Genomic DNA, 22,257 nt, shown 5'->3' with positions numbered 1-22,257 from the left:
AGCCGCTCCGGCGTCTACGAAATCCTCAGCTGTTTCTTGCGATAATCTCAGTCGGTAACGGGGGTGAATGTCAACCCAGCAACGCCGCGCGCAACGCATCGACGTCGTCCGCGGTGACACCGGAATCACGTAAATAGCCGCCGAGCGAGCCGAACTTCTCGTCGATCGTTCGCCGTGCGGCGTCCAAATACTCTGCACGCACACCGAGGACTTCGTCGGAAAGGCGTGCCTGCGTGAAGGTCATCACCTCAGGGGTGAGTTCGGTGTCCGCCCGCTGCTCGATCATCTCCAGGATCCGGGTCCGCAGCGCGGCGGCGGCGTCGTTGCTGCGCAGGTAATCGGCCACCACCGCATCGCGATCGAGGCCGATCGCCTCCAGCACCGTCGCGATCATGAAGCCAGTGCGGTCCTTGCCGGCGAAGCAGTGCGCCAACACCGGGCGTCCGGAGGCCAACAGCGAAACGACGCGGCGCAGCGCGTGCTGCGCCCCGTTGTAGGTGGGGAAGCGTTGGTATTCGTCGATCATGAAACGGGCGGCGGCCTCGGCAACCGATTGGTCACTGGGTTTCTCGGTCAGCATGCGCTGCCATGCATGTTCGTGCGGCGCAACGCTTTCGGACTCTTCGGTGGCGAGGTCGGGGATCGGCAGCAGATGGATGGCGACTCCGTTGGGCACCCGGCCCGGGCCGCGGCGCTCGACCTCCCGCCGGGAGCGCAGGTCGGCGACGTCGGTGATACCCAGCTCGCGCAGTGCTCGGCGGCCGTCGTCGTCGAGTTGGCTCAATTCACCGGAGCGGAACAACCGGCCCGGCCGAATTCCGACCGATAGCCCGACATCTCGGAAGTTGACGGCGCCGGACAGCTCCACGATCTCGGTTGCCACCTAGGTGACCGCCGCCGCGAACGGGCTTTTCTTCCGGCCGATTTCGGCTCGTGCGATCGATCGTAGGTGCACCTCGTCGGGACCGTCGAAGATGCGCATTGCCCGGTGCCAGGCATAGAGGCGGGCCAGCGCGGTGTCCTCGCTGACGCCGGCCGCCCCGTGTACCTGGATCGCGCGATCGATCACGCCGCAGGCCACTTGCGGGGCCACCGCCTTGATCTGCGAGACCAGCAGGTGCGCGGCCTTATTGCCGTGCTGGTCGATGGTCCATGCGGCCTTTTCGCATAACAGCCTGGCTTGATCTATTTCGTTGCGTGACAACGCAATTGCCTGCTGGACCAGGCCTTGGTCAGCCAGCGGGCGGCCGAATGCCACCCGGTTGCGGGCGCGATCCACCATCAGGGCCAGCGCACGTTCGGCGCCGCCGAGCGCACGCATGCAGTGGTGGATGCGGCCCGGTCCCAACCGCGCTTGGGCAATTGCGAAGCCGCCACCTTCTTCGCCGAGCAGGTTCGTGACGGGGACCCGGACGTTGTCGTACACGATCTCGCAATGCCCCGGCTGGTCCTGGTAGCCGAAGACCGACGTCGAGCGGATGATGGTGACGCCGGGCGTATCGATGGGCACCAGAACCATCGACTGCTGTTGGTGGCTGGCCGCTTCGGGATTGGTCCTGCCCATCACGATCAGGATCTTGCAGCGCGGGTCGGCCGCGCCGGACGTCCACCACTTGCGGCCGTTGATCACATACTCGTCGCCGTCGCGCACGATCGACGTCTCGATGTTGCGGGCATCGCTGCTGGCGACCGCGGGCTCGGTCATCGAGAATGCGCTGCGGATCTCCCCGGCCAGCAACGGCTCCAGCCACTGCTTGCGCTGCTCCTCGGTGGCGAACAAGTGCAGCGTCTCCATGTTGCCGGTATCCGGGGCCGCGCAGTTGAGCGCCTCGGGCGCGATCTCCAGGCTCCAGCCGGTCAGCTCGGCCAACGGGGCATACTCCAGATTGGTCAGCCCCGACTCGGCCGGCAGGAACAAATTCCACAGGCCCGCGGCTTTGGCCTTGGTTTTCAGTTCCTCGATGATCGGCGGAACGGTGTGGTCGTTGGGGCCGGCTTCGCGACGGTATTTGTCGTACTCGGCCTCGGCCGGGAAGACGTGCTCGATCATGAAGTCGGACAGTCGTTTGTGGTAGTCGATAGCCTTGGCCGACATCGCAAAGTCCATGCCCGTCACGATATGCCACCGCGGTTTGGGCGCAGGATGGGCGTATGACAGACAGCCGCCCGCCGTTGCCGCCGTTCACCCACGAGACGGCGATCCAGAAGGTTCAGGCCGCCGAGGACGCCTGGAACACGCGTGACCCACAGAAGGTCGCCGCCGCGTACACCGTTGACTCGCATTGGCGTAACCGTGACCTGCACATCCAGGGGCGTGACGAGATCGTCGCGTTTCTGACCCGCAAGTGGCAGATCGAGCTGGACTATGTGCTGCGCAAGAGCCTGTGGAGTTTTCACGACAACCGGATCGCGGTGCGGTTCCAATACGAATGGCACGACGATGCCGGCCAGTGGTATCGCAGCTACGGCAACGAGTTGTGGGAGTTCACCGACACCGGGCTGATGGCCCGGCGTGAGGCGAGCATCAACGACGTGGCGATCTCCGAATCGCAGCGGCGCTACTTCGGGCCGCGTCCGCCGCAGGAATACGGCCAGGACATCCCACTGTGGTGACGACGCTAAGGTGAGTGCCGATCTATGGGGTAGGAGCGCCGAGTCATGACAGATACGCAGACCACTGTGGGGGTGGTCGCCGAATCCGGGGCCGACGAGCGTCGCGTGGCGCTGGTCCCGAAGGCGGTCGGGCCGCTGGTGAAAAGCGGGGTGGCCGTCGTCGTCGAGCCCGGTGCCGGCGAGCGTGCCCTGCTTCCCGACGAGCTCTACACCCAGGCCGGCGCCACCATCGGTGATGCGTGGGCCGCGGACGTCGTGGTCAAGGTGGCGCCGCCGACCCCAGCCGAGGTCAGCCGGCTCAAAAGCGGCCAAACCCTGATCGGCTTCCTCGCTCCCCGCAACGCCGACAACCAGATCGAGTCGCTGGCCAAGGCGGGCGTCCAGGCGTTCGCGCTCGAGTCGATCCCGCGAATCTCCCGGGCGCAGGCGATGGACGCGCTGTCCTCGCAAGCCAACGTGGCCGGCTACAAAGCGGTGCTGTTGGCGGCCTCGGAGTCGACCCGGTTCTTCCCGATGCTGACGACCGCGGCGGGCACCGTGAAACCGGCAACCGTGCTGGTCCTCGGTGTCGGCGTGGCCGGGCTGCAGGCATTGGCGACCGCCAAACGGTTGGGTGCCCGCACCTCTGGGTACGACGTGCGCCCGGAGGTCGCCGACCAGGTCCGATCGGTGGGCGCGCAGTGGCTCGATATCGGTATTGATGCATCCGGTGAGGGCGGTTATGCGCGTGAGCTCACCGAGGAAGAACGCGCACAACAGCAGAAAGCGTTGGAGGAGGCGATCACCGGGTTCGACGTGGTGATCACCACCGCCTTGGTCCCGGGCAAACCCGCGCCGCGGCTGGTGACCGCCGCGGCGGTGCAAGGCATGAAGCCCGGCAGCGTGGTGGTCGATCTGGCCGGGGAGGCCGGCGGCAACTGCGAACTGACCGAGCCCGGGAAGACCGTCGTCAAACACGACGTCACCATCGCCGCACCGCTGAACCTGCCGTCGACCATGCCCGAGCATGCCAGTGAGCTCTACAGCAAGAACATCACCGCGCTGCTGGAGTTGCTGATCAAGGAGGGCACGCTGGCGCCCGACTTCGACGACGAAGTCGTGGCCGCCGCGTGTGTCACCCGGACGGCCGGAGAGGACCGCTAGATGTACGACGAGCTGTTGGCCAACCTGGCGATCCTGGTGCTGTCCGGGTTCGTGGGCTTCGCCGTGATCTCCAAAGTGCCCAACACCCTGCACACCCCGCTGATGTCGGGCACCAACGCCATTCACGGCATCGTGGTGCTCGGCGCGCTGCTGGTACTGGGGCGCATCGAACATCCGACGCTCGCCCAACAGATCATCCTGTTCGTCGCGCTGGTGTTCGGCACGCTCAACGTCGTCGGCGGCTTCATCGTCACCGACCGGATGCTGGGCATGTTCAAGGGCAAGAAACCCGCCAAACCCGCAGCCGAGGAGCCGGTGGCCAAATGAATTACCTGGTCACGGTCCTCTACATCATCTCGTTCGCGCTGTTCATCTACGGCCTGATGGGCCTGACCGGCCCCAAGACCGCGGTACGCGGGAACTGGATCGCCGCGACCGGCATGGGCATCGCCGTGGCGGCCACCCTGATCTTCATCCGGCACACCGAGCACTGGCCGATGATCATCGCGGGCCTGCTGCTCGGGGTGGTGCTTGGCGTGCCGCCGGCGCGGCTGACCAAGATGACCGCAATGCCCCAGCTGGTGGCGTTCTTCAACGGCGTCGGCGGTGGCACGGTGGCGTTGATCGCGCTGTCGGAATTCATTGACACCACCGGGTTTTCGGACTTCCAGCACGGCGAGTCGCCCACCGTGCACGTCGTGGTGGCGTCGTTGTTCGCGGCGATCATCGGCTCGATTTCGTTCTGGGGGTCGATCATCGCGTTCGGCAAGCTGCAGGAGATCATCTCCGGGCGGCCGATCGGGATCGGGCGCGCACAGCAGCCGTTGAACCTGCTGCTGCTGGCCGCGGCGGTCGCCGCCGCCGTGGTCATCGGACTCCACGCGCATCCGGGCAGCGGCGGGACCTCGCTGTGGTGGATGATCGGCCTGCTCGCCGCCGCCGGCGTGCTCGGTCTGATGGTGGTGCTGCCGATCGGCGGGGCCGACATGCCCGTCGTCATCTCCATGCTCAACGCCATGACCGGGCTGTCCGCGGCTGCGGCCGGGCTGGCGCTGAACAACACCGCGATGATCGTCGCCGGCATGATCGTCGGCGCCTCGGGTTCGATCCTGACCAACCTGATGGCCAAGGCGATGAACCGGTCGATCCCGGCCATCGTCGCCGGTGGTTTCGGCGGCGGGGGCGTGGCGCCGGGCGGCGCAGACGGCGGCGACAAGCACGTCAAGTCGACCTCGGCGGCCGACGCGGCCATCCAAATGGCCTACGCCAACCAGGTGATCGTGGTTCCGGGCTACGGGATGGCCGTCGCGCAGGCCCAGCACGCGGTCAAGGACATGGCGACCCTGCTGGAAAGCCGCGGTGTGCCGGTCAAGTACGCGATCCATCCGGTGGCCGGACGGATGCCCGGCCACATGAACGTGCTGTTGGCCGAGGCCGAGGTCGATTACGACGCGATGAAGGACATGGACGACATCAACGACGAGTTCGCCCGCACCGACGTCGCGCTGGTCATCGGGGCCAACGACGTCACCAACCCGGCCGCCCGCAACGAGGCGTCCAGCCCCATCTACGGCATGCCGATTCTCAACGTGGACAAGGCGAAGTCGGTGATCGTGCTCAAGCGGTCGATGAATTCGGGATTCGCCGGCATCGACAACCCGCTGTTCTACGCCGACGGCACCACGATGCTGTTCGGGGACGCGAAGAAATCGGTGTCGCAGGTAACCGAGGAGCTGAAGGCCCTCTAACTAAAGAGCGCCGAGATCGACATCGGCGAGCCGGTTACTCGCAACTTTTCGCGCTGGCGTCGATCTCGGCGGGGATCGCGTCGATCAGACCGGGGGATACGCCGGCGGGGGGTAGCCGTTACCGTCGACGACGCCGCGGAACCCCCACGGCACGAACCGGAACCACCACTCGACCTCGTCGGTAAAGTCGTAGCTCGGGTTGGGATCCGGATTCATGTGATCACCTCTCGAGTCGCGACGTGCTTCGTCGAAAGTCTAGTCCTGTCAGTCGGCGGTGCGACAGCCCACCGGCGGGTTTGCTTAAACTACTAACCAGTTGATTGACCGGCAACCGATCCGGTCCTGTCGATAGTGAGTAGAGATGGCTTCCGAGAACGGGCGCACCCGCCGCGAGGAGTTGCTGAGGGTTGCCACCAAATTGTTCGCTGCTCGTGGCTACCACGGCACCCGGATGGACGACGTCGCCGACGTGGTGGGGCTGAACAAGGCGACGGTGTACCACTACTACGCAAGCAAGTCGCTGATCCTCTACGACATCTATCAGCGGGCCGCCGAGCGCACACTGGCCGCCGTGCACGACGATCCGTCGATCTCCGCACGCGAGGCGCTCTACCAGTACACCGTGCGGCTGCTCGATCAGATCGCCGCCAACCCCGAAGGTGCGGCGGTGTACTTCCAGGAGCAGCCCTACATAACGGAGTGGTTCACCGAAGAGCAGGTGGCCGCGGTGCGTGAGAAGGAGAGCCAGGTCTACGAACACGTGCACGGGCTCATCGATCGCGGTATCGCCAGCGGTGAGTTCTACGAGTGCGACTCCCACGTGCTGGCACTGGGTTATATCGGGATGACGCTGGGCGCTTACCGGTGGCTGCGGCCGAGCGGACGCCGCAGTGCCAAGGAGATCGCCGCCGAATTCAGCACCGCGCTGCTGCGGGGATTGATCCGAGACGAGCAGATCCGGGTGGAGTCGCCGCTGGGCGTCAAAACCGAAATCGATACAGCCGGTCGAAGTTCCTGATTACCGGGATCGCGCCGACGATCCGGTAGAACAGGCGCTGCGGCTGCGACGGGATCTTTGCCGGGTCGACGATCGGTGCTATTTCGACGAGCTTCAGCCGCGGGTTGCACTCGGTGAATTCGCGGCCGTCACGGGTGCCGGATTTGACGATCCCCTTGGTGAAGACCTTCGACAGTCGGGGCGCCCACGGCGCCTCCAGGTCGGCCAGCAATTCACCGTGCTCGAACCGATCGAGCAGCCGGCGCAGCAGGTCGCCTACCTCGGCCTCGGTCAGGTACATCAGCAGTCCCTCGGCGACGATCAACGCGGGGCGGTCCGCCGGTACCTGGTCGAGCCAGTGCGCATCGGTGACCGACGAGGCGATCATGCGGTAGCCGTCGGTGTCGTCGTACAACTTGCGTCGCAAGTCGATGACTTGCGGCACGTCGACGTCGAACCACTGCACCCCGGCGGGCGGCCGCAGCCGCAGGTAGCGAGTGTCCAGCCCGCAGCCCAAATGCAACACCGCAGCGTTGGGATGGCGGTCCAGGAACTCGGCCGCCCACGCGTCAAGCTTGCTGGCGCGCGCCGCAACCAGAAACTGGTACAGCGATGGCTGGACCTTGCGGTGTAACCGGGCGAAGTCATAGTCGATGCGCTGCACCGCCTCGGCGGCCGCCTGGTCGCCGAGAACCGGTTGTGCCGAACGGCTTTCGTAAGCACGGAGGTACAGCGTGCACAGATTCGTCCACTCCACCGAGCCCCACCGCACCCCGGAAAAGTCGACCTTGTCCGTCATCGCTGCCTCCTGGCCCGGTAGTCCTGCCACAACCGCTCGAGTTCGTCGCGGTAGTCGGTGTTGCAGAACTCACAGAAATCCCGAAAGTCCTCCAGCCGCTGCCGTTGTTCGGGGCGGTCCTCGCCAAGGATTCGCAAGCCGAACTCGGCGGCGGGCACACCCGGCTGCATGAGGCTCAGCTGCACATTGAGGACATGAGTGAAACCGCCGGGGGTGACGCGGTAGCGGTGTTCACGCGAGGCCGACGGCAGACGCTCGATCATCCCGGCGGCCAGCAGCTGGCGGGCCACCGTGCTGATCGATGCTTTGCTCACCGACAGCGCCGTCGCCAACTCCGCCAGCGACTGCTGCGGCGGATTGCAGATCATCAGCCAGCCGTAAACCCGGCCCATGGTCCGCGGCCCGCCCAGCCCCTCGAAGAACAAGCCCATGCGGTCGACGAACTCGGCCTCGTCCGGAGACATCATCACCCTTCGTTCAGGACAAACTAAACGTACTGTATCTACTCCCGGTGTGACTGGCGGTCCGGGCGGCGCCGAGACTGGTCGGCGTGACTACTGACGTGTTCCGCTTGGACGGGAAGGTCGCCGTGGTGACCGGCGGTGGTCGCGGCATCGGGTTGATGATCGCGCGCGGACTGCTGCAAGCCGGTGCGACGGTGTATCTGTCCAGCCGCAAAGAAGGCGAGCTCGACGCCGCCGTGGCGGAGTTGTCGCACCACGGACCGGTCCGTGCCATCCCCGCCGACCTGGGCACCGCCGAGGGTGTGCAAACACTTGCCCGCGAACTGGCCGATCGGGAAGACGCCCTGCACCTGTTGTTCAACAACGCCGGGGCCGCCTGGGGGGCGCCGTTCGACGAGTTTCCCGAGTCCGGGTTCGACAAGGTCTTCAATGTCAACGTCAAGGGCGTGTTCCTGCTGACTCGCGCGCTGGTGCCGATGTTGGCCGCCGGCGCAACCGACGACGACCCGGCCCGCGTGATCAACACCGGCAGCGTCGACGGGATCGTCGCGCCGGGACGCGGCAGGAACAATTTCTCCTACAGCGCCAGTAAGGCGGCCGTGCACATGCTGACAAAGCATCTCGCCGGAGAACTGGCGCCGCGGATTCTGGTCAACGCGATCGCGCCCGGGCTTTTTCAGTCCCGGATGACCAAGGAGTTGCTGCGGGGCGGGCCCGACGCGGTCGGTTCGCTGCTGCCCCTGAAGCGAATCGGCCAACCCGACGACATGGCCGGCATCGCGGTGTTTCTCGCCAGCCGCGCCAGCTCCTACATCACCGGTGCGGTGATCCCCGTCGACGGCGGAGCCAGCGTCATTCGTTGAGCTGGCTCAGTTGCCCGGCTCCTCCTCGTCGCGCTGCGCGTCCCCCTCGCCGCTTCGCGGCTGGGGGTGCCCCCACCGCATCGTCGCCGCGCTGGGTTAATTGCCCGGGTCCTCCTCGTCGCGCTGCGCGTCCCCCTCGCCGCTTCGCGGCTGGGGGTGCCCCCACCGCATCGTCGCCGCGCTGGGTTAATTGCCCGGCTCCTCCTCGTCGCGCTGCGCGCTCCGCATCGTCGCCGCGCCCAGATGCTGGTCGAGGAAGGCGATCTGGTCGGCGACAACTCGCTCGAACGCGTCGCCGACATAGATCGCGAAGTGACCATCCGGATAAACCTTGACTTCGCCGCGGGGCGCGGCAGCGGCGTACCGAAGCGTGGGACCGGCGGGCGCCACCGAGTCGGTTTCACACACGCAGAACAGGATCGGACACGACACCTTGGCGGCCAGCCGGCCCGGACGGTAGGACAAGAGCTTCACCCCGATCCGGGCCGCGACCTCGTTTCGCAGCGACACGCCCTCGGGCACCAACTTCAGATAGCCGGGGTACGCATCGGGGGCGTTCATCAGCGCGACTTCGCCCGGGTTGCCGGCCGTGGCGACCATCACCGGGGGCCGGCCGAAGCGGGCGCCGATGATGTCGCGTATCGCCAAGGCGGTGATGCGCGCGCTGATCCACGGGCTGAGCGTGCCGAAGGAGGCGATGCTGTCGGTGAACGGGCACTGCGAGACGACAGCCGCGATCCCCGGTATCCGCGCCGCTGTGGCAATCACGTGTCCACCGGCAAACGACGTGCCCCACAGTGCAATTCGATTGACGTCGATGCCGGAAAGGGTGCGGGCGTACGCGATGGCGGCGACCCAGTCCTGCAACTGCATGCCGATGTCGAGGACCTGGCGCGGCTGGCCTTCGCTGTCGCCGAAGTTTCGGTAGTCGAACACCAGGCACGCATACCCGGCGGCGCTGAACCGTTCGGCGTAGGCGTCCAGCCGCATCGTGCGCACCGCGCCCAGCCCGTGGGCCATCACGATCAGCGGCGCATCGCCGGAGCGGCCGGGGCGGTACAGCCAGGCGCTGATCCGCTCGTGACCGGAGTTGAACCAGACGTCGTCCCGCGCCACCATGTGCCGCATTGTTCCGTACGGTGAGATGACATGAAAGACCGACGGCGGAGGATGCGGTGAAATCGACGTTGCTGTCCCGGCGTGACCTGGACTTCCTGCTGTTCGAGTGGTTGCGAGTCGAGGACTTGACGAAGCGCGCGCGGTTCGCCGAGCACTCCCCGGAGACGTTTTCTGACGTGCTCGAGCTGTGTGAACAGTTGGCGACCCGATACTTCGCGCCGCACAACAAGAAAAGCGACAACCACGAACCCAGCTTCGACGGCTCGAGGGTCACGGTGATCCCCGAAGTCAAAGAGGCGCTGGACGCTTTCGCTCGCGCTGACCTGATCGGGATGGCCATGGACTACGAACTGGGCGGGGCGCAACTCCCGGTGACCGTCGCGCAGGCGGGGTCGGCCTGGTTGTCGGCGGCCAACGTCAGCACCGCCGGCTACCTGATGCTCACGACCGGCAACGCAAATCTGATCGCGAAGTTCGGTACGCCCGAACAGGTTTCGACGTTCGTAAAGCCGATGCTGGCCGGCCGATTCTTCGGGACTATGTGCTTGTCCGAGACCCAGGCCGGGTCCTCGCTGGGCGACATCCTCACCCGCGCCGAGCCACGCGAGGACGGCAGCTACCGGCTGTTCGGATCGAAGATGTGGATTTCCGGCGGCGATCACGAAATGAGCGAGAACATCGTGCATCTTGTGTTGGCCAAGATCGCCGGCGGCCCGCCCGGCACCAAGGGCATCTCGCTGTTCATCGTGCCCAAATACCTTGTCGGCGACGACGGCGCCGTCGGGCAGCGCAACGACGTGGTGCTGGCCGGGCTCAACCACAAGATGGGTTACCGGGGAATCACCAACACCGTGCTGAATTTCGGCGAAGGAGGCTATCTCCCGGACGGTGAGCCCGGCGCGGTGGGCTACCTGGTCGGCGAACCGCACCGCGGCCTTGCCTACATGTTCCACATGATGAACGAGGCCCGCCTCGGGGTGGGTATGGGCGCTGTCGCACTCGGCTACACCGCATACCTGAAGTCACTGCAGTACGCCCGCGAGCGGCCCCAAGGACGTCCGGTGACAGCGAAAGACTTTGCCGCACCGCAAGTTCCGATCATCGAGCACGCGGATATCAAACGCATGCTGCTGGCGCAGAAATCCTACGTCGAGGGCGCGATGGCGCTGGCACTGTACTGTGCCCGGCTGGTCGACATCCAGCACAGCCCGGAATCCGATGACGAGCTGGACAAGGCCACGCTGCTGCTGGACATCTTGACACCGGTCGCCAAAAGCTGGCCGTCACAGTGGTGCCTGGAAGCCAACAACCTGGCGATCCAGGTGCACGGCGGTTACGGCTACACCCGTGAGTACGACGTCGAGCAGCACTACCGGGACAATCGCCTCAACCCGATTCACGAGGGCACCCACGGCATCCAAAGCCTGGACCTGCTGGGCCGCAAGGTTACTGCGCGCAGCGGCACCAGCTTGGTGGCGCTTGAGGGCGCGGTGGCCGAAACCATCGCGGCTGCTCGGTCAGCAGGCGGTGAGCTCGTTGAGCTGGCCGGCCAACTGCACGCGGTCACCCAGCGTCTGGCGGCGGTGACGACGGCGATGTTCGCGTCCGGTGACATCGAGGCCGCGCTGGCCAACAGCGCCATCTACCTCGAGGCATTCGGGCACATCGTGATCGCCTGGATGTGGCTGGAGCAGGTATTGGCCGCCGATGGGAAGCCCGGCGACTTCTACGACGGAAAACGCCAGGCGGGCCGCTACTTCTTTCGCTACGAATTACCCAGGACCACACCGCAACTCGATCTGTTGGAGAGTCTGGACCGGACCACCTTGGAGATGCGGCCGCAGTGGTTCTAGCGCAGTTGACCGAGGTGGTCGGCGCCGGCCACGTCAGCGCGGACCCCGACGTGCTGGCCGGGCGCAGCGTCGACCACACCGGCCGCTACCGCGGACGGGCCAGCGCGCTGGTGCGGCCCGGCTCGGCCAAGGAGGTGGCCGAGGTGCTGCGCAGATGCCGCGACGCCGGTGCACACGTCACCGTCCAGGGTGGGCGCACGTCATTGGTGGCCGGCGCGGTGCCCGAGCACGACGATGTGCTGTTGTCCACCGAGCGGCTGAACTTCGTCGGCGCCGTCGACACCGCCGAGCGTCGCATCGAAGTCGGTGCGGGCGCCACGCTGGCGGCGGTACAGCGCGCTGCTGCGGGTGCCGGGTTGGTGTTCGGTGTGGACCTTTCCGCACGCGACACCGCGACCGCCGGCGGGATGGCCTCGACCAATGCCGGAGGCCTGCGCACCGTGCGCTACGGAAACATGCGCGAACAGGTGGTCGGTCTCGACGTCGCGCTGCCGGACGGCTCGCTGTGGCGCCGGCACTCGCACGTACGCGCCGACACCACCGGCTATGACCTGCGCGCGTTGTTCGTCGGCGCCGAAGGCACCTTGGGCGTGATCACTGGACTGGATCTGCGGCTGCACCCCCAGCCCTCGCATCGGGTGACCGCGGTGTGCGGGTTCGCCGAACTGGCCGGGCTGGTCGATGCCGCGCGGTTGTTCTGCGACCTCGACGGCATCGCCGCACTGGAGTTGATCGACGCCCGGGCCGCCACGCTGACCCGTGAGCACCTGGGCGTACCAGCGCCGGTGGCCGGAGACTGGCTGCTGTTGGTGGAGCTGGCCTCCGACCACGACCAGACCGAGCGACTTGCCGCGGCGCTGACGCGCGTCGCGATGGTCGATGAGCCCGCGGTCGGCGTCGACCCGGCGGCGCAGCAACGGTTGTGGCGGGTGCGCGAATCGGTGGCCGAGGTGCTCGGGGTGTACGGGCCGCCGCTGAAGTTCGACGTATCGCTGCCGCTGTCGGCGGTCGGCGGGTTCGCCACCGAGGCGGACGCGCTGATCGGCCGGTATGCCCCCGATGCCGTTGCGGTGCTGTTCGGGCATATTGCCGAGGGCAATCTGCATCTCAATGTGCTGCGCTGCGCGCTCGACGCCGAACCCGACCTATACCGGGCGGTGATGGAGCTGATCGCCGGTTGCGGCGGCAACGTCAGCTCGGAACACGGCGTGGGCAGCCGCAAGCGCGAATATCTGGGCATGTCACGCGAGCCGGCCGATATCGCCGCGATGCGCCTCATCAAGTCGGCGTTCGACCCGACCGGCTACCTCAATTCGGCGGTGCTGTTTCGCGCCGATTGATTCCCACTGCGTGGCGCAACTGCGCCAGGAATTGGTCGGCATCGTCGCTGCGCACCAGGTAGTGCGAGACGGCCACCCGGATCGCCGTCGCGGCTCTCACAGCGCCCCCGGGGCCGGGCATCAGCCGCTGCAATTCCGCCCGCATCAGCGGGATGATGCGCGAGAGCTCGGCGATGACGTGCTCGGGTTCGATGTCGACCATGCGCACACCGGTGTAGGAGTGCTGGTATTCGACGATGAAACGCAGCGCCGCGTCGAGCTTCTCGATGCCCTTGAGGCCGGCGGTTGCCCGGCTCAGCCCGCTGTCGAACGTCTGGCGTTCGTAACGCGAAAACGCCGACAGCAGTTCCTCTTTGGATGGAAACCAGCGATACAGCGTCGGTCTGGACACCCCGGCCTGGGTGGCAACGTCGGACAAGCTGAGTTTGCGCTGGCCGTTGCGGCTGAGCACCTCGGCGGTGGCGGCGAGGATGCGCTGCTCGGTCGAGGTATCGAGCCCGGTCATGGTTTCCAATCCGAATCTTTACAAAATTTCACTAAAGTGTCACGCTGTGCTGGTGCCCCGGTCAATGGCCCCCGACCTCCAAATCTTAGCCATGACGAGCAGGTCATGACCCAGTTTCGCACCGCCACCATCACCGACGCCTCGTCCCCGGTGGCGCTCGCAACGGCCGCACGATTGGCACGACGCGGCGACTTGGTGCTGATGGGAAGCCGTGATGTCGATGTTTGCGAGCGCTTCGCGATGCGGCTGCGGGCGGCCGGTGCCGCGGCGTTCGCTGCCCACCTGGATCTCGCCGACAGCGCATCGATCGACCGGTTCGTCGAGTCCGCGCACTACCTGATCGGTGACGCCGATGTTTTGGTCACCGGCGCCGGCGTTGCCAACGGTTGCTGGTTCGGCGCGCAACACCTTGCGGCTCAACTGATTCCGCCAATGATCCAGGCGGGACGCGGTGATGTGGTGCTAATCAGCCCGGAGCTCTTGGGGGCGACGCCGCAGACGGCCGACCGGGAGTTCGAGCGGTGGCTGTCGGGCTTGGAAGCCGAATTCGTCGGCACCGGCGTGCGAGCGTCGATCGTCCGTTCGGCCGGCGGCGACGGTCCGGTCGTGCCCGGCGACGTCGGCCGAATCGTCGCCGCCATGACCGGCTCACCGGAGCGGATGCGCCTGCGCGTGGTGGAGGTCTGTCCGCCGGCCCGATCGCCGCTCGGGCGCTTTACATATATGTCCTAAAATGTCACGCTGTACGGCATGACCACCGATGCCGATCAGACCCAGTGGTCCGTCACGGGCTTGCTCGACTTGTTCGACGTGCGAGCCGACGGCGCCGACAAGTTCAGCGGTGACACCGGCCTCGCCGGCGTCGACGAACGGCAGGTCGTAGAAGGCACCCAGGTCCTTGCGCAGGTGGTTGTTGCTGCGGCCAAACGGTTTTCGGAGAAGTCGGTCCGTTCTGCGCACGCGGTGTTCGCCCGCGCCGTCACCGTGGGGTCGCCGGTCGAGTTCGAATTCGACGTCCTGCACGAGGGCCGCTCTACCGCCACCGCCGTCGTGACCGTCGTCCAGAACGGTCGGCGCTGCATGACCATCACCGTCTTTGCCGACGTTCCCTCGCCCGACGTCATCCGCCATCACGTTCCGCGGCCCGAGGTCGCGGGCCCGGACGAGGCCAACGTCTCGCAGATGCCGATGAACGGGCGGCAGGTCCGGCTGGTCGATGTGGTCGACGTCAACAGCCCCGACGAGGTGGGGCCGCCGGAGTTGTACGCCTGGCTGCATTACGACCCGATCCCGACCCGTGACGACTTGGCCAAAGCTCTGCTTGCGTACTTCACCGGGCATCTGGGCATCTCGACCGCGATGCGTGCGCATGCCGGCATCGGCACCAGCCAGTCGCATCTGACGGTGTCCACCGCGCCGATGACGGTCACGGTCAGCTTCCACGAACCGGTGCGCTGGGACGGCTGGCTGCTCTACTCGCACGAAAGCACGCAGGCCGGTGCCGGCATGTCATACATCCGCGGCACGGTGCACACCGAAGCGGGGGAGTTGCTGGCGTCGTTCACGCAGGAGGCGTTGATCCGCCCGATGCGGGGCAGCGACACCTCGATCGCAGTTCAGTCCCGGTTGTAGCGGGCCCCTATGACGGCAGTTCTGCGGCGACGTCGGCGCGTGTCTCATCGAAGCTGAAGAATCCCTTGATCGGCAGGCTCTCCGGAGGTGGGTCCGGGTAGCTCCAGGCTACGTCCGCGATGACCGCGTCGCCGATCACCGCAGCCCAATACTTCGCTGTCCCTTTGTAATTGCAGTACGTGGACGTCTCGGTAGGGCGCAGTAGATCGGTGCGGACCAATGACGGGTCGACATAGAGCCGCGGCGTCAGCGCGGTTTCGAACACGATCACTGTGTCGTCGGTGTCCACCAGCGTCGTGCCCGCCACGTCGACGCGCAGCCGGCGTCGCGTCGGGCGGCAGTCCACCCGGTGATAGGGATTCGGCGGGTAGTGCACGAGCTTGCGACCTTCCTCCAACCAGGTGTCGACCGCATCCCAGGGCACCCGCACGTAGCCGGGCGCCTCGGGTTCGGGCTCGCTGGGCAACCCGCCGACCGCGTCGGCCGGAAATGCATACGACAGTGGCTGATTCGGGCGGTGCACCAACAATGCCCGCTCGGTGTCGATGACCATGCGTCCGTTCTGGATTGCCTGCACCCGGCGCGGGTGCGGCTCAACGTAAACCAGGTTGTCGGGCAGCGGGGCAGAGAACCGGCCGGCGGGGTCAGGGCTTAACGGTCCGCGACCAGCGACCAGGCTCATGGCAGGCAACCTAGCTCAGTTTGAGGCCAACCGCGTGCCGAAGCTGCGCCAAAAATTCGTCGTCGTCGTCGCTGCGCACCAGATAGTGCGACACCGCAACCCGGATTGCGGTGGAGGCTTTCACCGTGGCGCTGGAGCCGGTCAGTAGCCGCTCCAGCCGGGTGCGCATCACCGGAATCACCTCGGACAGTTGAGCAATGGTGACCTCAGGCTCTACATCCACCATCCGGACACCCGAATGCGAATGCTGGTACTCGACGATGAACCGCAAAGCAGCGTCGAGCTTCTCGGGCCCCCGCAGCCCGGCGGTAGCCCGGCTGATGCCGGATTCGAACATCTGGCGCTCATGAACACCAAAAGCGTCGAGCAACTCCTCCTTGGAGGCAAACCATCGGTACAACGTCGGGCGGGACACGGCCGCCTGCACCGCGACGTCGGAGAGATTGAGTTTGGTCACGCCGTTGCGGCCGAGCACTTCGGCGGTGGCTACCAGTATCCGCTCACGCGTCGTCACAACGCCCCCGCACTTGGTGCAGGACCGCCCGGCAAATCCGGGAATTGGCCGCCACCGGTCGATAGCCTCCTAATTTCGCCGGCCCATCCGGTTAGCTTACAAACGAACGGCAAAGTGTAAGGCGATTGGGAAGGAAACCGCGTGGCTGGACCACTGGAAGGCATCAGAGTCGTCGAGCTCGGCGTCTGGGTGGCCGGCCCGGCGACCGGAGGCATTCTCGCCGACTGGGGCGCCGACGTCGTCAAGATCGAGCCGCCCGCCGGCGATCCGGCGCGCACGTTCGGACGAATGCTGGGAGTGACGGACGACGTGAGCCCTCCCTTCGAGATGGACAACCGCTCGAAGCGCAGCATCGTTCTTGACCTCACAACCGACGACGGGCGCAACAGTGCGTTCGAATTGCTCAGCAGCGCTGATGTTTTCGTGACGAATGTGCGTCCCGGCGCACTGCGCAGGCTGGCCCTGGACTACGAGACCGTGGTGGGCATCAACCCGGGATTGATCTACGGGCTCATCACCGGTTACGGGCTGACCGGACCCGATGCCGACCGGGCCGCCTACGACGTCGCGGCGTTCTGGTCGCGCGCCGGGCTCGCGCACCTGCTCACCGTTCCCGGCCACCCTCCGCCGTTTCAGCGCGGCGGGATGGGTGATCACGCGGTCGGCATGACTTTGGCGGCGGCGATCTGTGCTGCGCTGATAGCCCGGGCCCGCACCGGGACGGGTCAACTGGTGACGACGTCGTTGTATCGCCAGGGCGCATACACGGTCAGCTTCGACCTCAACACCTTCCTGCTCACCGGTCACCCGATCGCGATCGGGCAGCGGGAGTCGATGGGCAACCCGTGCATGAACAACTACACCGCTGGCGACGGGCGGCGGTTCTGGGTCGTCGGGCTCGAGGGTGAGCGACATTGGCCGCCGTTGTGCCGCGTGGTGGGCCATCCTGAGTGGCTGACCGATCCGCGGTTCGCCCAGCCGCGGGCTCGGGCCGCAAACGCCGTCGAGCTCATCGGCCGGCTCGACGAGATCTTCGCGACCAAATCGTTGGATGAGTGGGCGGAAGTGTTTGCCCGCGAACCGGACTTCTTCTGGTCGCCGATCAACACAGTCGAGGACGTCATCGCCGACGAACAGTTCCACGCCGGCGGCGGGGTTGTTTATGTGCCGGACGGCGACGGCGGTGTTCCGATGGTGGCGACACCGGTCGACTTCCACGGCACACCCTGGGAGCCTCGCTGGACCGCGCCGGGTCTCGGTGAGCACACCGACGAGGTTCTCGCCGAACTCCGATCGGGCCGTAGCTCGTAGCGCGCTGAAGCCGCTAGAAGGTGATGAGCTGACGCACGGCCAGGCCGTCGGCCAACTGGTCCATCGCGACGTTGATGTCGTCCAAGGCGATCCGCGAGGACACCAGTGACTCCACCGGTAGCCGGCCCGAGCGCCACAACGCTACGAACCGCGGGATGTCGCGCGCCGGTACCGCCGACCCCAGGTAGCTGCCGATCAGCGAGCGGCCTTCGGCGACAAAACCCAACGGCGGCAAGGTGATCCGAGCCTGCGGCGTCGGCAGTCCGACGGTGATGGTCCGCCCGCCGGGTGCGGTCAAGTCGATCGCAGTCTGCAGGGCGACGGGGTGGCCGACCGCCTCGATGACAATCGGCGCTTTGACACCGGCGTCGGTGGCCGCCTGCGGAGTGTAGGTCTCGTGCGCTCCGAGCCTGCTGGCCGCGACCAGCTTGTCCGGCAGTCGATCGACCGCGATGACCCGAACGTCGTCGTGCGCCAAGGTGGTCAACACTGCCGCCATCCCGACACCGCCAACGCCGACGACCGCCACCGTCTGGCCCGGCTCCGGCTTGCCGACGTTGAGCACCGCGCCGCCGCCGGTCAGCACCGCGCAGCCCAGCAGCGCCGCCACGGCGGGAGGCACGTCGTCGGGTACGCCTACCACACTGGCGCGGTGGACCACGGCATGCGTGGCAAATCCCGACACCCCCAGGTGGTGAAACACCGGTCGGCCGTTGCGGCGCAGCCGCATCCCGCCGCCCAGCAGAGTGCCCGCGGTGTTGGCGGCGCTGCCGGCCTCGCACGGTGCGAGGCCTTCGGTGGCGCACGCCGGGCAGCGGCCGCAACGTGGCAGAAACGCCATCACCACCCGCTCGCCGACGTTTAGGTCGGTGACGCCGTCACCGACCTGCTCGATGACGCCGGCCGCCTCATGGCCGAGCAGCATGGGCACCGGCCGCACCCGATTGCCGTCGACCACCGACAGGTCGGAGTGGCATACGCCGGCCGCCTCGATGCGGACCTGTAGTTCATTGGCGCCCGGCGGCGCCAGCTCGACGTCAACAACCCGGATGGGTCGCGACTCGGCGTACGGCCGGGGCGAGCCGATGCTCTCCAGCACCGCTCCCCGGATTTCGAGCATGTTCGAATACAACCATGGCGTCATCGAAACCGGGCTCCCCGCAGCCGGAGAACCTGACCAGCAGCGACTTCCCGGTGCACTGGCCCGTCCTCACCCGATGGGCCGACAACGACATGTTCGGTCACCTCAACAACGCGGTGTACTACCAGCTTTTCGACACCGCGATCAACGGCTGGATCAACACCAACGTCACCGGCATCGATCCGGTCACCACGCCATTGCAGGGCATCGTCGCGGAGTCGGGTTGCCGGTATTTCACCGAACTGCATTTCCCCGAGCGGCTGGTCGTCGGCCTGGCGGTCACCCGGCTGGGACGCAGCAGTGTCACCTATCGGCTGGGCATCTTCCGGGACGGTGACGCGCAGCCGATCGCTGCACTCGGGCACTGGGTGCACGTCTACGTCGACCGGGTGAGCCGCAAACCGCAACCGATTCCGGACGAGATCCGGGCGCTGCTGTCCACGGCCACCGTCGACTAGCACGCCGGCGCCGCGCCGTTATGCTCGGCGGATGGCGATCGTGAGCAAGACCGTTGAAGTCGCTGCCGACGCGGCGTCGATCATGGCGATCGTCGCGGACTTCGAGTCGTACCCGCAATGGAACCCGGAGATCAAAGGGCTGTGGGTGCTTGCCCGCTACGACGACGGCCGGCCCAGCCAGCTACGCCTCGACGCCGCCTACGAGGGCATCGAGGGCACCTACATCCAGGCGGTCTATTACCCGGCCCCCAACCAGATCCAGACGGTCATGCAGCAGGGCAACTTCTTCGCCAAACAGGAGCAGCTGTTCAGCGTGGTGGAGCTCCCAGGGTCGTCGCTGCTGACAGTCGACATGGATGTCGAAACCGAAATGCCGGTCCCGGGCCCGATGCTCAAGAAGTTGGCCGACAACGTGTTGGACTACCTGGCCGACAACTTGAAAAAGCGTGCCGAGCAGCTGGCCTCCAACCGTTAGTCCCAGATACCGCTGCTGTCCAGGCGCTCGGTCAGCCGGCGCGCGCCGTCAACGAACTGCCAATTGGTGTGCTCGACCACGGCCGCGGTGTCGCGGCGGCGCAGCGCGGCGATCAGCCGCCGATGATTGTCGACGGCCGCTTGGCCCCATCCGGGATCGGCGGCGTAGACCCGTAGCGGCATATATCGCGCGACGTGCAGCAGGAACCAGGCCAGCTTGATCCGCCCGGCGGCACGGTTGAAGGCGCGGTGAAACGCGAATTCAAGCGTCACGATCGCATCGATGTCCGCCGACGCCACGGCCGCCGCCAATGCGGTGTTGATGTGTTCGAGTTCGTCGATGTCCGCATCGGTGATGTGCTCGGTGGCCGTCGCGGCAAGCTCCTTGGCGAGGGTGGCCTGCAGCCAGAAAATGTCGTCGATGTCGCGCCGGCTCAACGGCGACACCACGTGGCCGCGATGCGGCTCGAGCTGGACCATGCCCTCGCCGCGCAACTTCAACAACGCCTCGCGCACCGGGGTGATGCTGACACCGAGTTTGGCCGCGGTCTCATCGAGCCGGATGAACATCCCCGGCCGCAGCGCGCCGGACATGATCTCGGCCCGCAAATGGCCCGCGACCTCGTCGGATAACTGCGCCCGGCGCAGCGGAGGCCGGATGTCCGGCTGAACCGAAATTGGTGCGTTCACGTACCTTTCCTAGGGCTTGTCTTCGCGGCGCTGAGACCTTAATGTGACCCAGGCAACATCAAGTTTTATCACATATCAACCTCAGGGCGGCGTGACGATGAAGGGAAACCAGTAGTTGACCGCGCAGCTGACCACCGCCACCGAACAGCCGTATCGATCCCGCCGGCAGAACTGGGTCACTCAGCTCGAGCGGCACGCGCTCATGCAGCCCGACGTAACCGCGCTGAGGTATTTGGGTCGCACCATCACGTGGGCGGAGCTTCTGCGGCGGGTCACCGCGTTGGCCGACGCCTTGAGCCGCCGAGGGGTCGGCTTCGGGGACCGGGTGATGATCCTGACGCTCAACCGTCCCGAATTCGTCGAGTCGGTGTTGGCCGCAAACATGCTGGGCGCGATCGCCGTGCCGGTGAACTTCCGGCTGACGGCACCCGAGCTCGCCTTCCTGGTCGACGACTGCGAGGCGCGGGTGATGATCACCGAACCCGTGCTGGCCGCCGTTGCCACCGGCGTCCGCAACATCACGTCGGTGCTGGAGACGATCATCGTCGCCGAGGCCGCGACCGAAAACGGCCTGCAGGGCTACGAGGAGCTGATCAGCGAATCCGGTGATCGCCACGAACCCGTCGACATTCCCAACGACTCGCCCGCGCTGATCATGTACACCTCGGGCACCACCGGTCGGCCCAAGGGCGCGGTGCTGACCCACACCAACCTGGCCGGGCAAACGATGACCGGGTTGTATACCCACGGCGTCGATGTCAACGACGTCGGCTTCATCGGTGTCCCGCTTTTCCACATCGCCGGAGTCGGCAACCTGCTGACCGGGATGCTGTTGGGCATCCCCACCGTGATTCATCCGCTCGGAGCGTTCGATCCGGGTCAGCTTCTCGACGTGCTGGCCACCGAGAAGGTCACCGGCATTTTTCTGGTGCCCGCGCAGTGGCAAGCGGTATGCGCTGCGCAGCAGGCCAATCCGCGCGATGTGCGGTTGCGGGTGATTTCGTGGGGCGCTGCGCCGGCCTCCGACACGCTGCTGCGGCAAATGTCGGAAACGTTTCCCGGAGCGCAGATCCTGGCCGCCTTCGGCCAGACCGAAATGTCGCCGGTGACCTGCGTGCTGCTCGGCGAGGACGCGATCAGAAAGCGCGGATCGGTCGGCAAAGTGATCCCCACCGTCGCCGCTCGAGTGGTCGACGACAACATGAACGATGTACCTGTCGGTGAGGTGGGTGAAATCGTGTACCGCGCACCGACGTTGATGAGTGGCTACTGGAACAACCCGGAGGCGACCGCCGAGGCGTTCGCCGGCGGCTGGTTCCACTCCGGTGACCTGGTCCGCATGGACGAGGACGGCTATGTCTGGGTGGTCGACCGCAAGAAGGACATGATCATCTCCGGCGGCGAGAACATTTACTGCGCCGAGGTGGAAAACGTTCTGGCCAGTCACCCGGCCATCGTCGAGGTCGCTGTCATCGGTCGACCGCACGAAAAGTGGGGCGAGGTGCCCATTGCGGTTGCTGCCGTCACGCAGGACGGGTTGCGGTTGGAGGATCTCGAAGAGTTTCTCAATGAGCGACTCGCGCGCTACAAGCACCCGAAGGGCCTGGAAATCGTCGATGCGCTGCCGCGAAATCCGGCCGGGAAGGTGCTCAAGACCGAGTTGCGGGCTCGCTACGGTACGGCGAAAGGCGCCGAATCCGCGTCTGCATCAAGAGATTCTGCGGGCGGCGCGGGAAGTTGACATAACAATTGTCTTCCAGGTCACGTTGACGAAAGGTCAATAACGCGGATGCGGTGCGAGCCCGACAGGCCATCAGGTACATTCCTGTGGTCCCGCTTACTACCTGTCAGTAGGGAGGCGGCGGTCACACTCGTTGTAGACAGGCAAGGAGGAGGCGTGCGACAGGATCC

Annotated in this window: 25 protein-coding genes; 14 read left to right on the top strand and 11 right to left on the bottom strand. The window is 66.2% G+C overall.

The annotated features are described in order from the left end of the window. Positions 1 to 70 precede the first annotated feature (70 nt). Together MSP7336_RS04605 and MSP7336_RS04600 are read right to left on the bottom strand one after the other, a co-directional pair. Positions 71 to 883 (bottom strand): tyrosine-protein phosphatase, encoded by an 813-nt coding sequence (locus MSP7336_RS04605; RefSeq protein WP_113963154.1) that lies wholly within the window; start codon positions 881 to 883, stop codon positions 71 to 73. After that, the gene (locus MSP7336_RS04600; protein ID WP_113964777.1) at positions 884 to 2,095 is read right to left on the bottom strand and encodes an acyl-CoA dehydrogenase family protein; all 1,212 of its coding nucleotides are present in this window, start codon (positions 2,093 to 2,095) and stop codon (positions 884 to 886) included. Between the two features lie 56 nt (positions 2,096 to 2,151). Between MSP7336_RS04600 and MSP7336_RS04595 the strand changes: the two genes are divergently transcribed. Genes MSP7336_RS04595 through MSP7336_RS04580 form a run of 4 tightly spaced genes read left to right on the top strand, consistent with a single transcriptional unit; the run spans position 2,152 to position 5,504 of the window. Continuing rightward, positions 2,152 to 2,613 (top strand): nuclear transport factor 2 family protein, encoded by a 462-nt coding sequence (locus MSP7336_RS04595; RefSeq protein ID WP_113963153.1) that lies wholly within the window; start codon positions 2,152 to 2,154, stop codon positions 2,611 to 2,613. Positions 2,614 to 2,658: 45 nt separating this feature from the next. Further along, complete coding sequence (locus MSP7336_RS04590; protein WP_069394207.1) at positions 2,659 to 3,756, top strand: Re/Si-specific NAD(P)(+) transhydrogenase subunit alpha; 1,098 nt, start codon at positions 2,659 to 2,661, stop codon at positions 3,754 to 3,756. After that, complete coding sequence (locus MSP7336_RS04585; protein ID WP_069394208.1) at positions 3,757 to 4,083, top strand: NAD(P) transhydrogenase subunit alpha part 2; 327 nt, start codon at positions 3,757 to 3,759, stop codon at positions 4,081 to 4,083. Continuing rightward, complete coding sequence (locus MSP7336_RS04580; protein WP_113963152.1) at positions 4,080 to 5,504, top strand: NAD(P)(+) transhydrogenase (Re/Si-specific) subunit beta; 1,425 nt, start codon at positions 4,080 to 4,082, stop codon at positions 5,502 to 5,504. Before MSP7336_RS04585 ends, MSP7336_RS04580 begins: the two co-directional genes overlap by 4 nt. 84 nt (positions 5,505 to 5,588) lie before the next feature. Here the strand turns inward: MSP7336_RS04580 and MSP7336_RS24060 are convergent, their stop codons facing one another. Continuing rightward, the gene (locus MSP7336_RS24060; protein ID WP_232320905.1) at positions 5,589 to 5,720 is read right to left on the bottom strand and encodes a hypothetical protein; all 132 of its coding nucleotides are present in this window, start codon (positions 5,718 to 5,720) and stop codon (positions 5,589 to 5,591) included. Between the two features lie 145 nt (positions 5,721 to 5,865). Here MSP7336_RS24060 and MSP7336_RS04575 point away from each other — a divergent pair, with 145 nt between their 5' ends. Further along, positions 5,866 to 6,522, top strand: a complete 657-nt coding sequence (locus MSP7336_RS04575; RefSeq protein ID WP_069394210.1) for a TetR/AcrR family transcriptional regulator — start codon at positions 5,866 to 5,868, stop codon at positions 6,520 to 6,522. On the opposite strand, the gene MSP7336_RS04570 is transcribed toward MSP7336_RS04575, so the two are convergent. Both MSP7336_RS04570 and MSP7336_RS04565 read right to left on the bottom strand, forming a co-directional pair. Beyond that, positions 6,485 to 7,300: a class I SAM-dependent methyltransferase gene (locus MSP7336_RS04570; protein WP_113963151.1), complete on the bottom strand. Its 816-nt coding sequence runs from the start codon at positions 7,298 to 7,300 to the stop codon at positions 6,485 to 6,487. The genes MSP7336_RS04575 and MSP7336_RS04570 overlap by 38 nt on opposite strands. After that, complete coding sequence (locus tag MSP7336_RS04565) at positions 7,297 to 7,764, bottom strand: GbsR/MarR family transcriptional regulator (RefSeq protein WP_113964776.1); 468 nt, start codon at positions 7,762 to 7,764, stop codon at positions 7,297 to 7,299. The genes MSP7336_RS04570 and MSP7336_RS04565 overlap by 4 nt, the downstream gene beginning before the upstream one ends. Positions 7,765 to 7,850: 86 nt before the next feature. Between MSP7336_RS04565 and MSP7336_RS04560 the strand changes: the two genes are divergently transcribed. Next, positions 7,851 to 8,627: an SDR family oxidoreductase gene (locus MSP7336_RS04560; RefSeq protein ID WP_113963150.1), complete on the top strand. Its 777-nt coding sequence runs from the start codon at positions 7,851 to 7,853 to the stop codon at positions 8,625 to 8,627. 186 nt (positions 8,628 to 8,813) lie between these two features. On the opposite strand, the gene MSP7336_RS04555 is transcribed toward MSP7336_RS04560, so the two are convergent. Beyond that, on the bottom strand, positions 8,814 to 9,746 hold the full coding sequence (locus MSP7336_RS04555; RefSeq protein ID WP_113964775.1) for an alpha/beta hydrolase: 933 nt from the start codon (positions 9,744 to 9,746) through the stop codon (positions 8,814 to 8,816). A 56-nt stretch (positions 9,747 to 9,802) separates the two neighbouring features. On the opposite strand from MSP7336_RS04555, the gene MSP7336_RS04550 reads away from it, so the two are divergent. Together MSP7336_RS04550 and MSP7336_RS04545 are read left to right on the top strand one after the other, a co-directional pair. Continuing rightward, positions 9,803 to 11,599 carry an acyl-CoA dehydrogenase gene (locus MSP7336_RS04550; RefSeq protein ID WP_113963149.1) on the top strand — a complete coding sequence of 599 codons (1,797 nt, stop codon included), beginning with the start codon at positions 9,803 to 9,805 and terminating at the stop codon, positions 11,597 to 11,599. A 5-nt stretch (positions 11,600 to 11,604) separates the two neighbouring features. Beyond that, positions 11,605 to 12,939, top strand: a complete 1,335-nt coding sequence (locus MSP7336_RS04545; RefSeq protein ID WP_181786934.1) for an FAD-binding oxidoreductase — start codon at positions 11,605 to 11,607, stop codon at positions 12,937 to 12,939. Here MSP7336_RS04545 and MSP7336_RS04540 read toward each other — a convergent pair. Next, positions 12,908 to 13,444 (bottom strand): TetR/AcrR family transcriptional regulator, encoded by a 537-nt coding sequence (locus tag MSP7336_RS04540; RefSeq protein WP_069394215.1) that lies wholly within the window; start codon positions 13,442 to 13,444, stop codon positions 12,908 to 12,910. The genes MSP7336_RS04545 and MSP7336_RS04540 overlap by 32 nt on opposite strands. 105 nt (positions 13,445 to 13,549) lie before the next feature. On the opposite strand from MSP7336_RS04540, the gene MSP7336_RS04535 reads away from it, so the two are divergent. After that, positions 13,550 to 14,176, top strand: coding sequence for an SDR family NAD(P)-dependent oxidoreductase (locus MSP7336_RS04535; protein WP_113963147.1), 627 nt, complete (start codon positions 13,550 to 13,552; stop codon positions 14,174 to 14,176). Positions 14,177 to 14,194: 18 nt separating this feature from the next. Continuing rightward, on the top strand, positions 14,195 to 15,076 hold the full coding sequence (locus MSP7336_RS04530; RefSeq protein WP_113963146.1) for an acyl-CoA thioesterase: 882 nt from the start codon (positions 14,195 to 14,197) through the stop codon (positions 15,074 to 15,076). 7 nt (positions 15,077 to 15,083) lie between these two features. Here the strand turns inward: MSP7336_RS04530 and MSP7336_RS04525 are convergent, their stop codons facing one another. Continuing rightward, positions 15,084 to 15,758: a DUF427 domain-containing protein gene (locus tag MSP7336_RS04525; RefSeq protein WP_069394218.1), complete on the bottom strand. Its 675-nt coding sequence runs from the start codon at positions 15,756 to 15,758 to the stop codon at positions 15,084 to 15,086. A gap of 10 nt (positions 15,759 to 15,768) precedes the next feature. After that, complete coding sequence (locus MSP7336_RS04520; protein ID WP_244917413.1) at positions 15,769 to 16,272, bottom strand: TetR/AcrR family transcriptional regulator; 504 nt, start codon at positions 16,270 to 16,272, stop codon at positions 15,769 to 15,771. A gap of 141 nt (positions 16,273 to 16,413) precedes the next feature. Between MSP7336_RS04520 and MSP7336_RS04515 the strand changes: the two genes are divergently transcribed. Continuing rightward, entirely contained in the window at positions 16,414 to 17,583 is a 1,170-nt protein-coding gene (locus MSP7336_RS04515) for a CaiB/BaiF CoA transferase family protein (RefSeq protein WP_113963144.1), read from the top strand. A gap of 13 nt (positions 17,584 to 17,596) precedes the next feature. Here MSP7336_RS04515 and MSP7336_RS04510 read toward each other — a convergent pair whose 3' ends face one another. After that, positions 17,597 to 18,703, bottom strand: coding sequence for an alcohol dehydrogenase catalytic domain-containing protein (locus tag MSP7336_RS04510; protein WP_113963143.1), 1,107 nt, complete (start codon positions 18,701 to 18,703; stop codon positions 17,597 to 17,599). Between the two features lie 14 nt (positions 18,704 to 18,717). Between MSP7336_RS04510 and MSP7336_RS04505 the strand changes: the two genes are divergently transcribed. Then, positions 18,718 to 19,182, top strand: coding sequence for an acyl-CoA thioesterase (locus tag MSP7336_RS04505; protein ID WP_113963142.1), 465 nt, complete (start codon positions 18,718 to 18,720; stop codon positions 19,180 to 19,182). 31 nt (positions 19,183 to 19,213) lie between these two features. Beyond that, positions 19,214 to 19,657, top strand: a complete 444-nt coding sequence (locus tag MSP7336_RS04500) for an SRPBCC family protein (RefSeq protein ID WP_069394223.1) — start codon at positions 19,214 to 19,216, stop codon at positions 19,655 to 19,657. Here the strand turns inward: MSP7336_RS04500 and MSP7336_RS04495 are convergent. Beyond that, on the bottom strand, positions 19,654 to 20,346 hold the full coding sequence (locus MSP7336_RS04495; RefSeq protein WP_069394224.1) for a GntR family transcriptional regulator: 693 nt from the start codon (positions 20,344 to 20,346) through the stop codon (positions 19,654 to 19,656). The genes MSP7336_RS04500 and MSP7336_RS04495 overlap by 4 nt on opposite strands. Before the next feature lie 115 nt (positions 20,347 to 20,461). Between MSP7336_RS04495 and fadD5 the strand changes: the two genes are divergently transcribed. After that, positions 20,462 to 22,087, top strand: coding sequence for a fatty-acid--CoA ligase FadD5 (fadD5, locus tag MSP7336_RS04490; protein ID WP_113963141.1), 1,626 nt, complete (start codon positions 20,462 to 20,464; stop codon positions 22,085 to 22,087). The last annotated feature ends 170 nt before the right edge of the window (positions 22,088 to 22,257 follow it).

Origin of the sequence: Mycobacterium shimoidei, assembly GCF_900417275.1 — a bacterium.
GTDB lineage: Bacteria > Actinomycetota > Actinomycetes > Mycobacteriales > Mycobacteriaceae > Mycobacterium > Mycobacterium shimoidei.
The sequence above is the reverse complement of the archived record's forward strand: the minus strand, read 5'-3'. Positions and strand labels throughout refer to the sequence as shown.

Bases quoted from the DNA above. Each gene is read 5' to 3' on its own strand.
- MSP7336_RS04530 (WP_113963146.1), top strand. From the start codon at position 14,195: ATGACCACCGATGCCGATCAGACCCAGTGGTCCGTCACGGGCTTGCTC.
- MSP7336_RS04565 (WP_113964776.1), bottom strand. From the start codon at position 7,764: ATGTCTCCGGACGAGGCCGAGTTCGTCGACCGCATGGGCTTGTTCTTC.
- MSP7336_RS04500 (WP_069394223.1), top strand. From the start codon at position 19,214: ATGGCGATCGTGAGCAAGACCGTTGAAGTCGCTGCCGACGCGGCGTCG.
- MSP7336_RS04525 (WP_069394218.1), bottom strand. From the start codon at position 15,758: ATGAGCCTGGTCGCTGGTCGCGGACCGTTAAGCCCTGACCCCGCCGGC.
- MSP7336_RS04585 (WP_069394208.1), top strand. From the start codon at position 3,757: ATGTACGACGAGCTGTTGGCCAACCTGGCGATCCTGGTGCTGTCCGGG.
- MSP7336_RS04595 (WP_113963153.1), top strand. From the start codon at position 2,152: ATGACAGACAGCCGCCCGCCGTTGCCGCCGTTCACCCACGAGACGGCG.
- MSP7336_RS04580 (WP_113963152.1), top strand. From the start codon at position 4,080: ATGAATTACCTGGTCACGGTCCTCTACATCATCTCGTTCGCGCTGTTC.
- MSP7336_RS04600 (WP_113964777.1), bottom strand. From the start codon at position 2,095: ATGTCGGCCAAGGCTATCGACTACCACAAACGACTGTCCGACTTCATG.
- MSP7336_RS04575 (WP_069394210.1), top strand. From the start codon at position 5,866: ATGGCTTCCGAGAACGGGCGCACCCGCCGCGAGGAGTTGCTGAGGGTT.
- MSP7336_RS04535 (WP_113963147.1), top strand. From the start codon at position 13,550: ATGACCCAGTTTCGCACCGCCACCATCACCGACGCCTCGTCCCCGGTG.
- MSP7336_RS04540 (WP_069394215.1), bottom strand. From the start codon at position 13,444: ATGACCGGGCTCGATACCTCGACCGAGCAGCGCATCCTCGCCGCCACC.
- MSP7336_RS04510 (WP_113963143.1), bottom strand. From the start codon at position 18,703: ATGCTCGAAATCCGGGGAGCGGTGCTGGAGAGCATCGGCTCGCCCCGG.
- MSP7336_RS04555 (WP_113964775.1), bottom strand. From the start codon at position 9,746: ATGGTGGCGCGGGACGACGTCTGGTTCAACTCCGGTCACGAGCGGATC.
- MSP7336_RS04570 (WP_113963151.1), bottom strand. From the start codon at position 7,300: ATGACGGACAAGGTCGACTTTTCCGGGGTGCGGTGGGGCTCGGTGGAG.
- MSP7336_RS24060 (WP_232320905.1), bottom strand. From the start codon at position 5,720: ATGAATCCGGATCCCAACCCGAGCTACGACTTTACCGACGAGGTCGAG.
- MSP7336_RS04590 (WP_069394207.1), top strand. From the start codon at position 2,659: ATGACAGATACGCAGACCACTGTGGGGGTGGTCGCCGAATCCGGGGCC.
- MSP7336_RS04505 (WP_113963142.1), top strand. From the start codon at position 18,718: ATGGCGTCATCGAAACCGGGCTCCCCGCAGCCGGAGAACCTGACCAGC.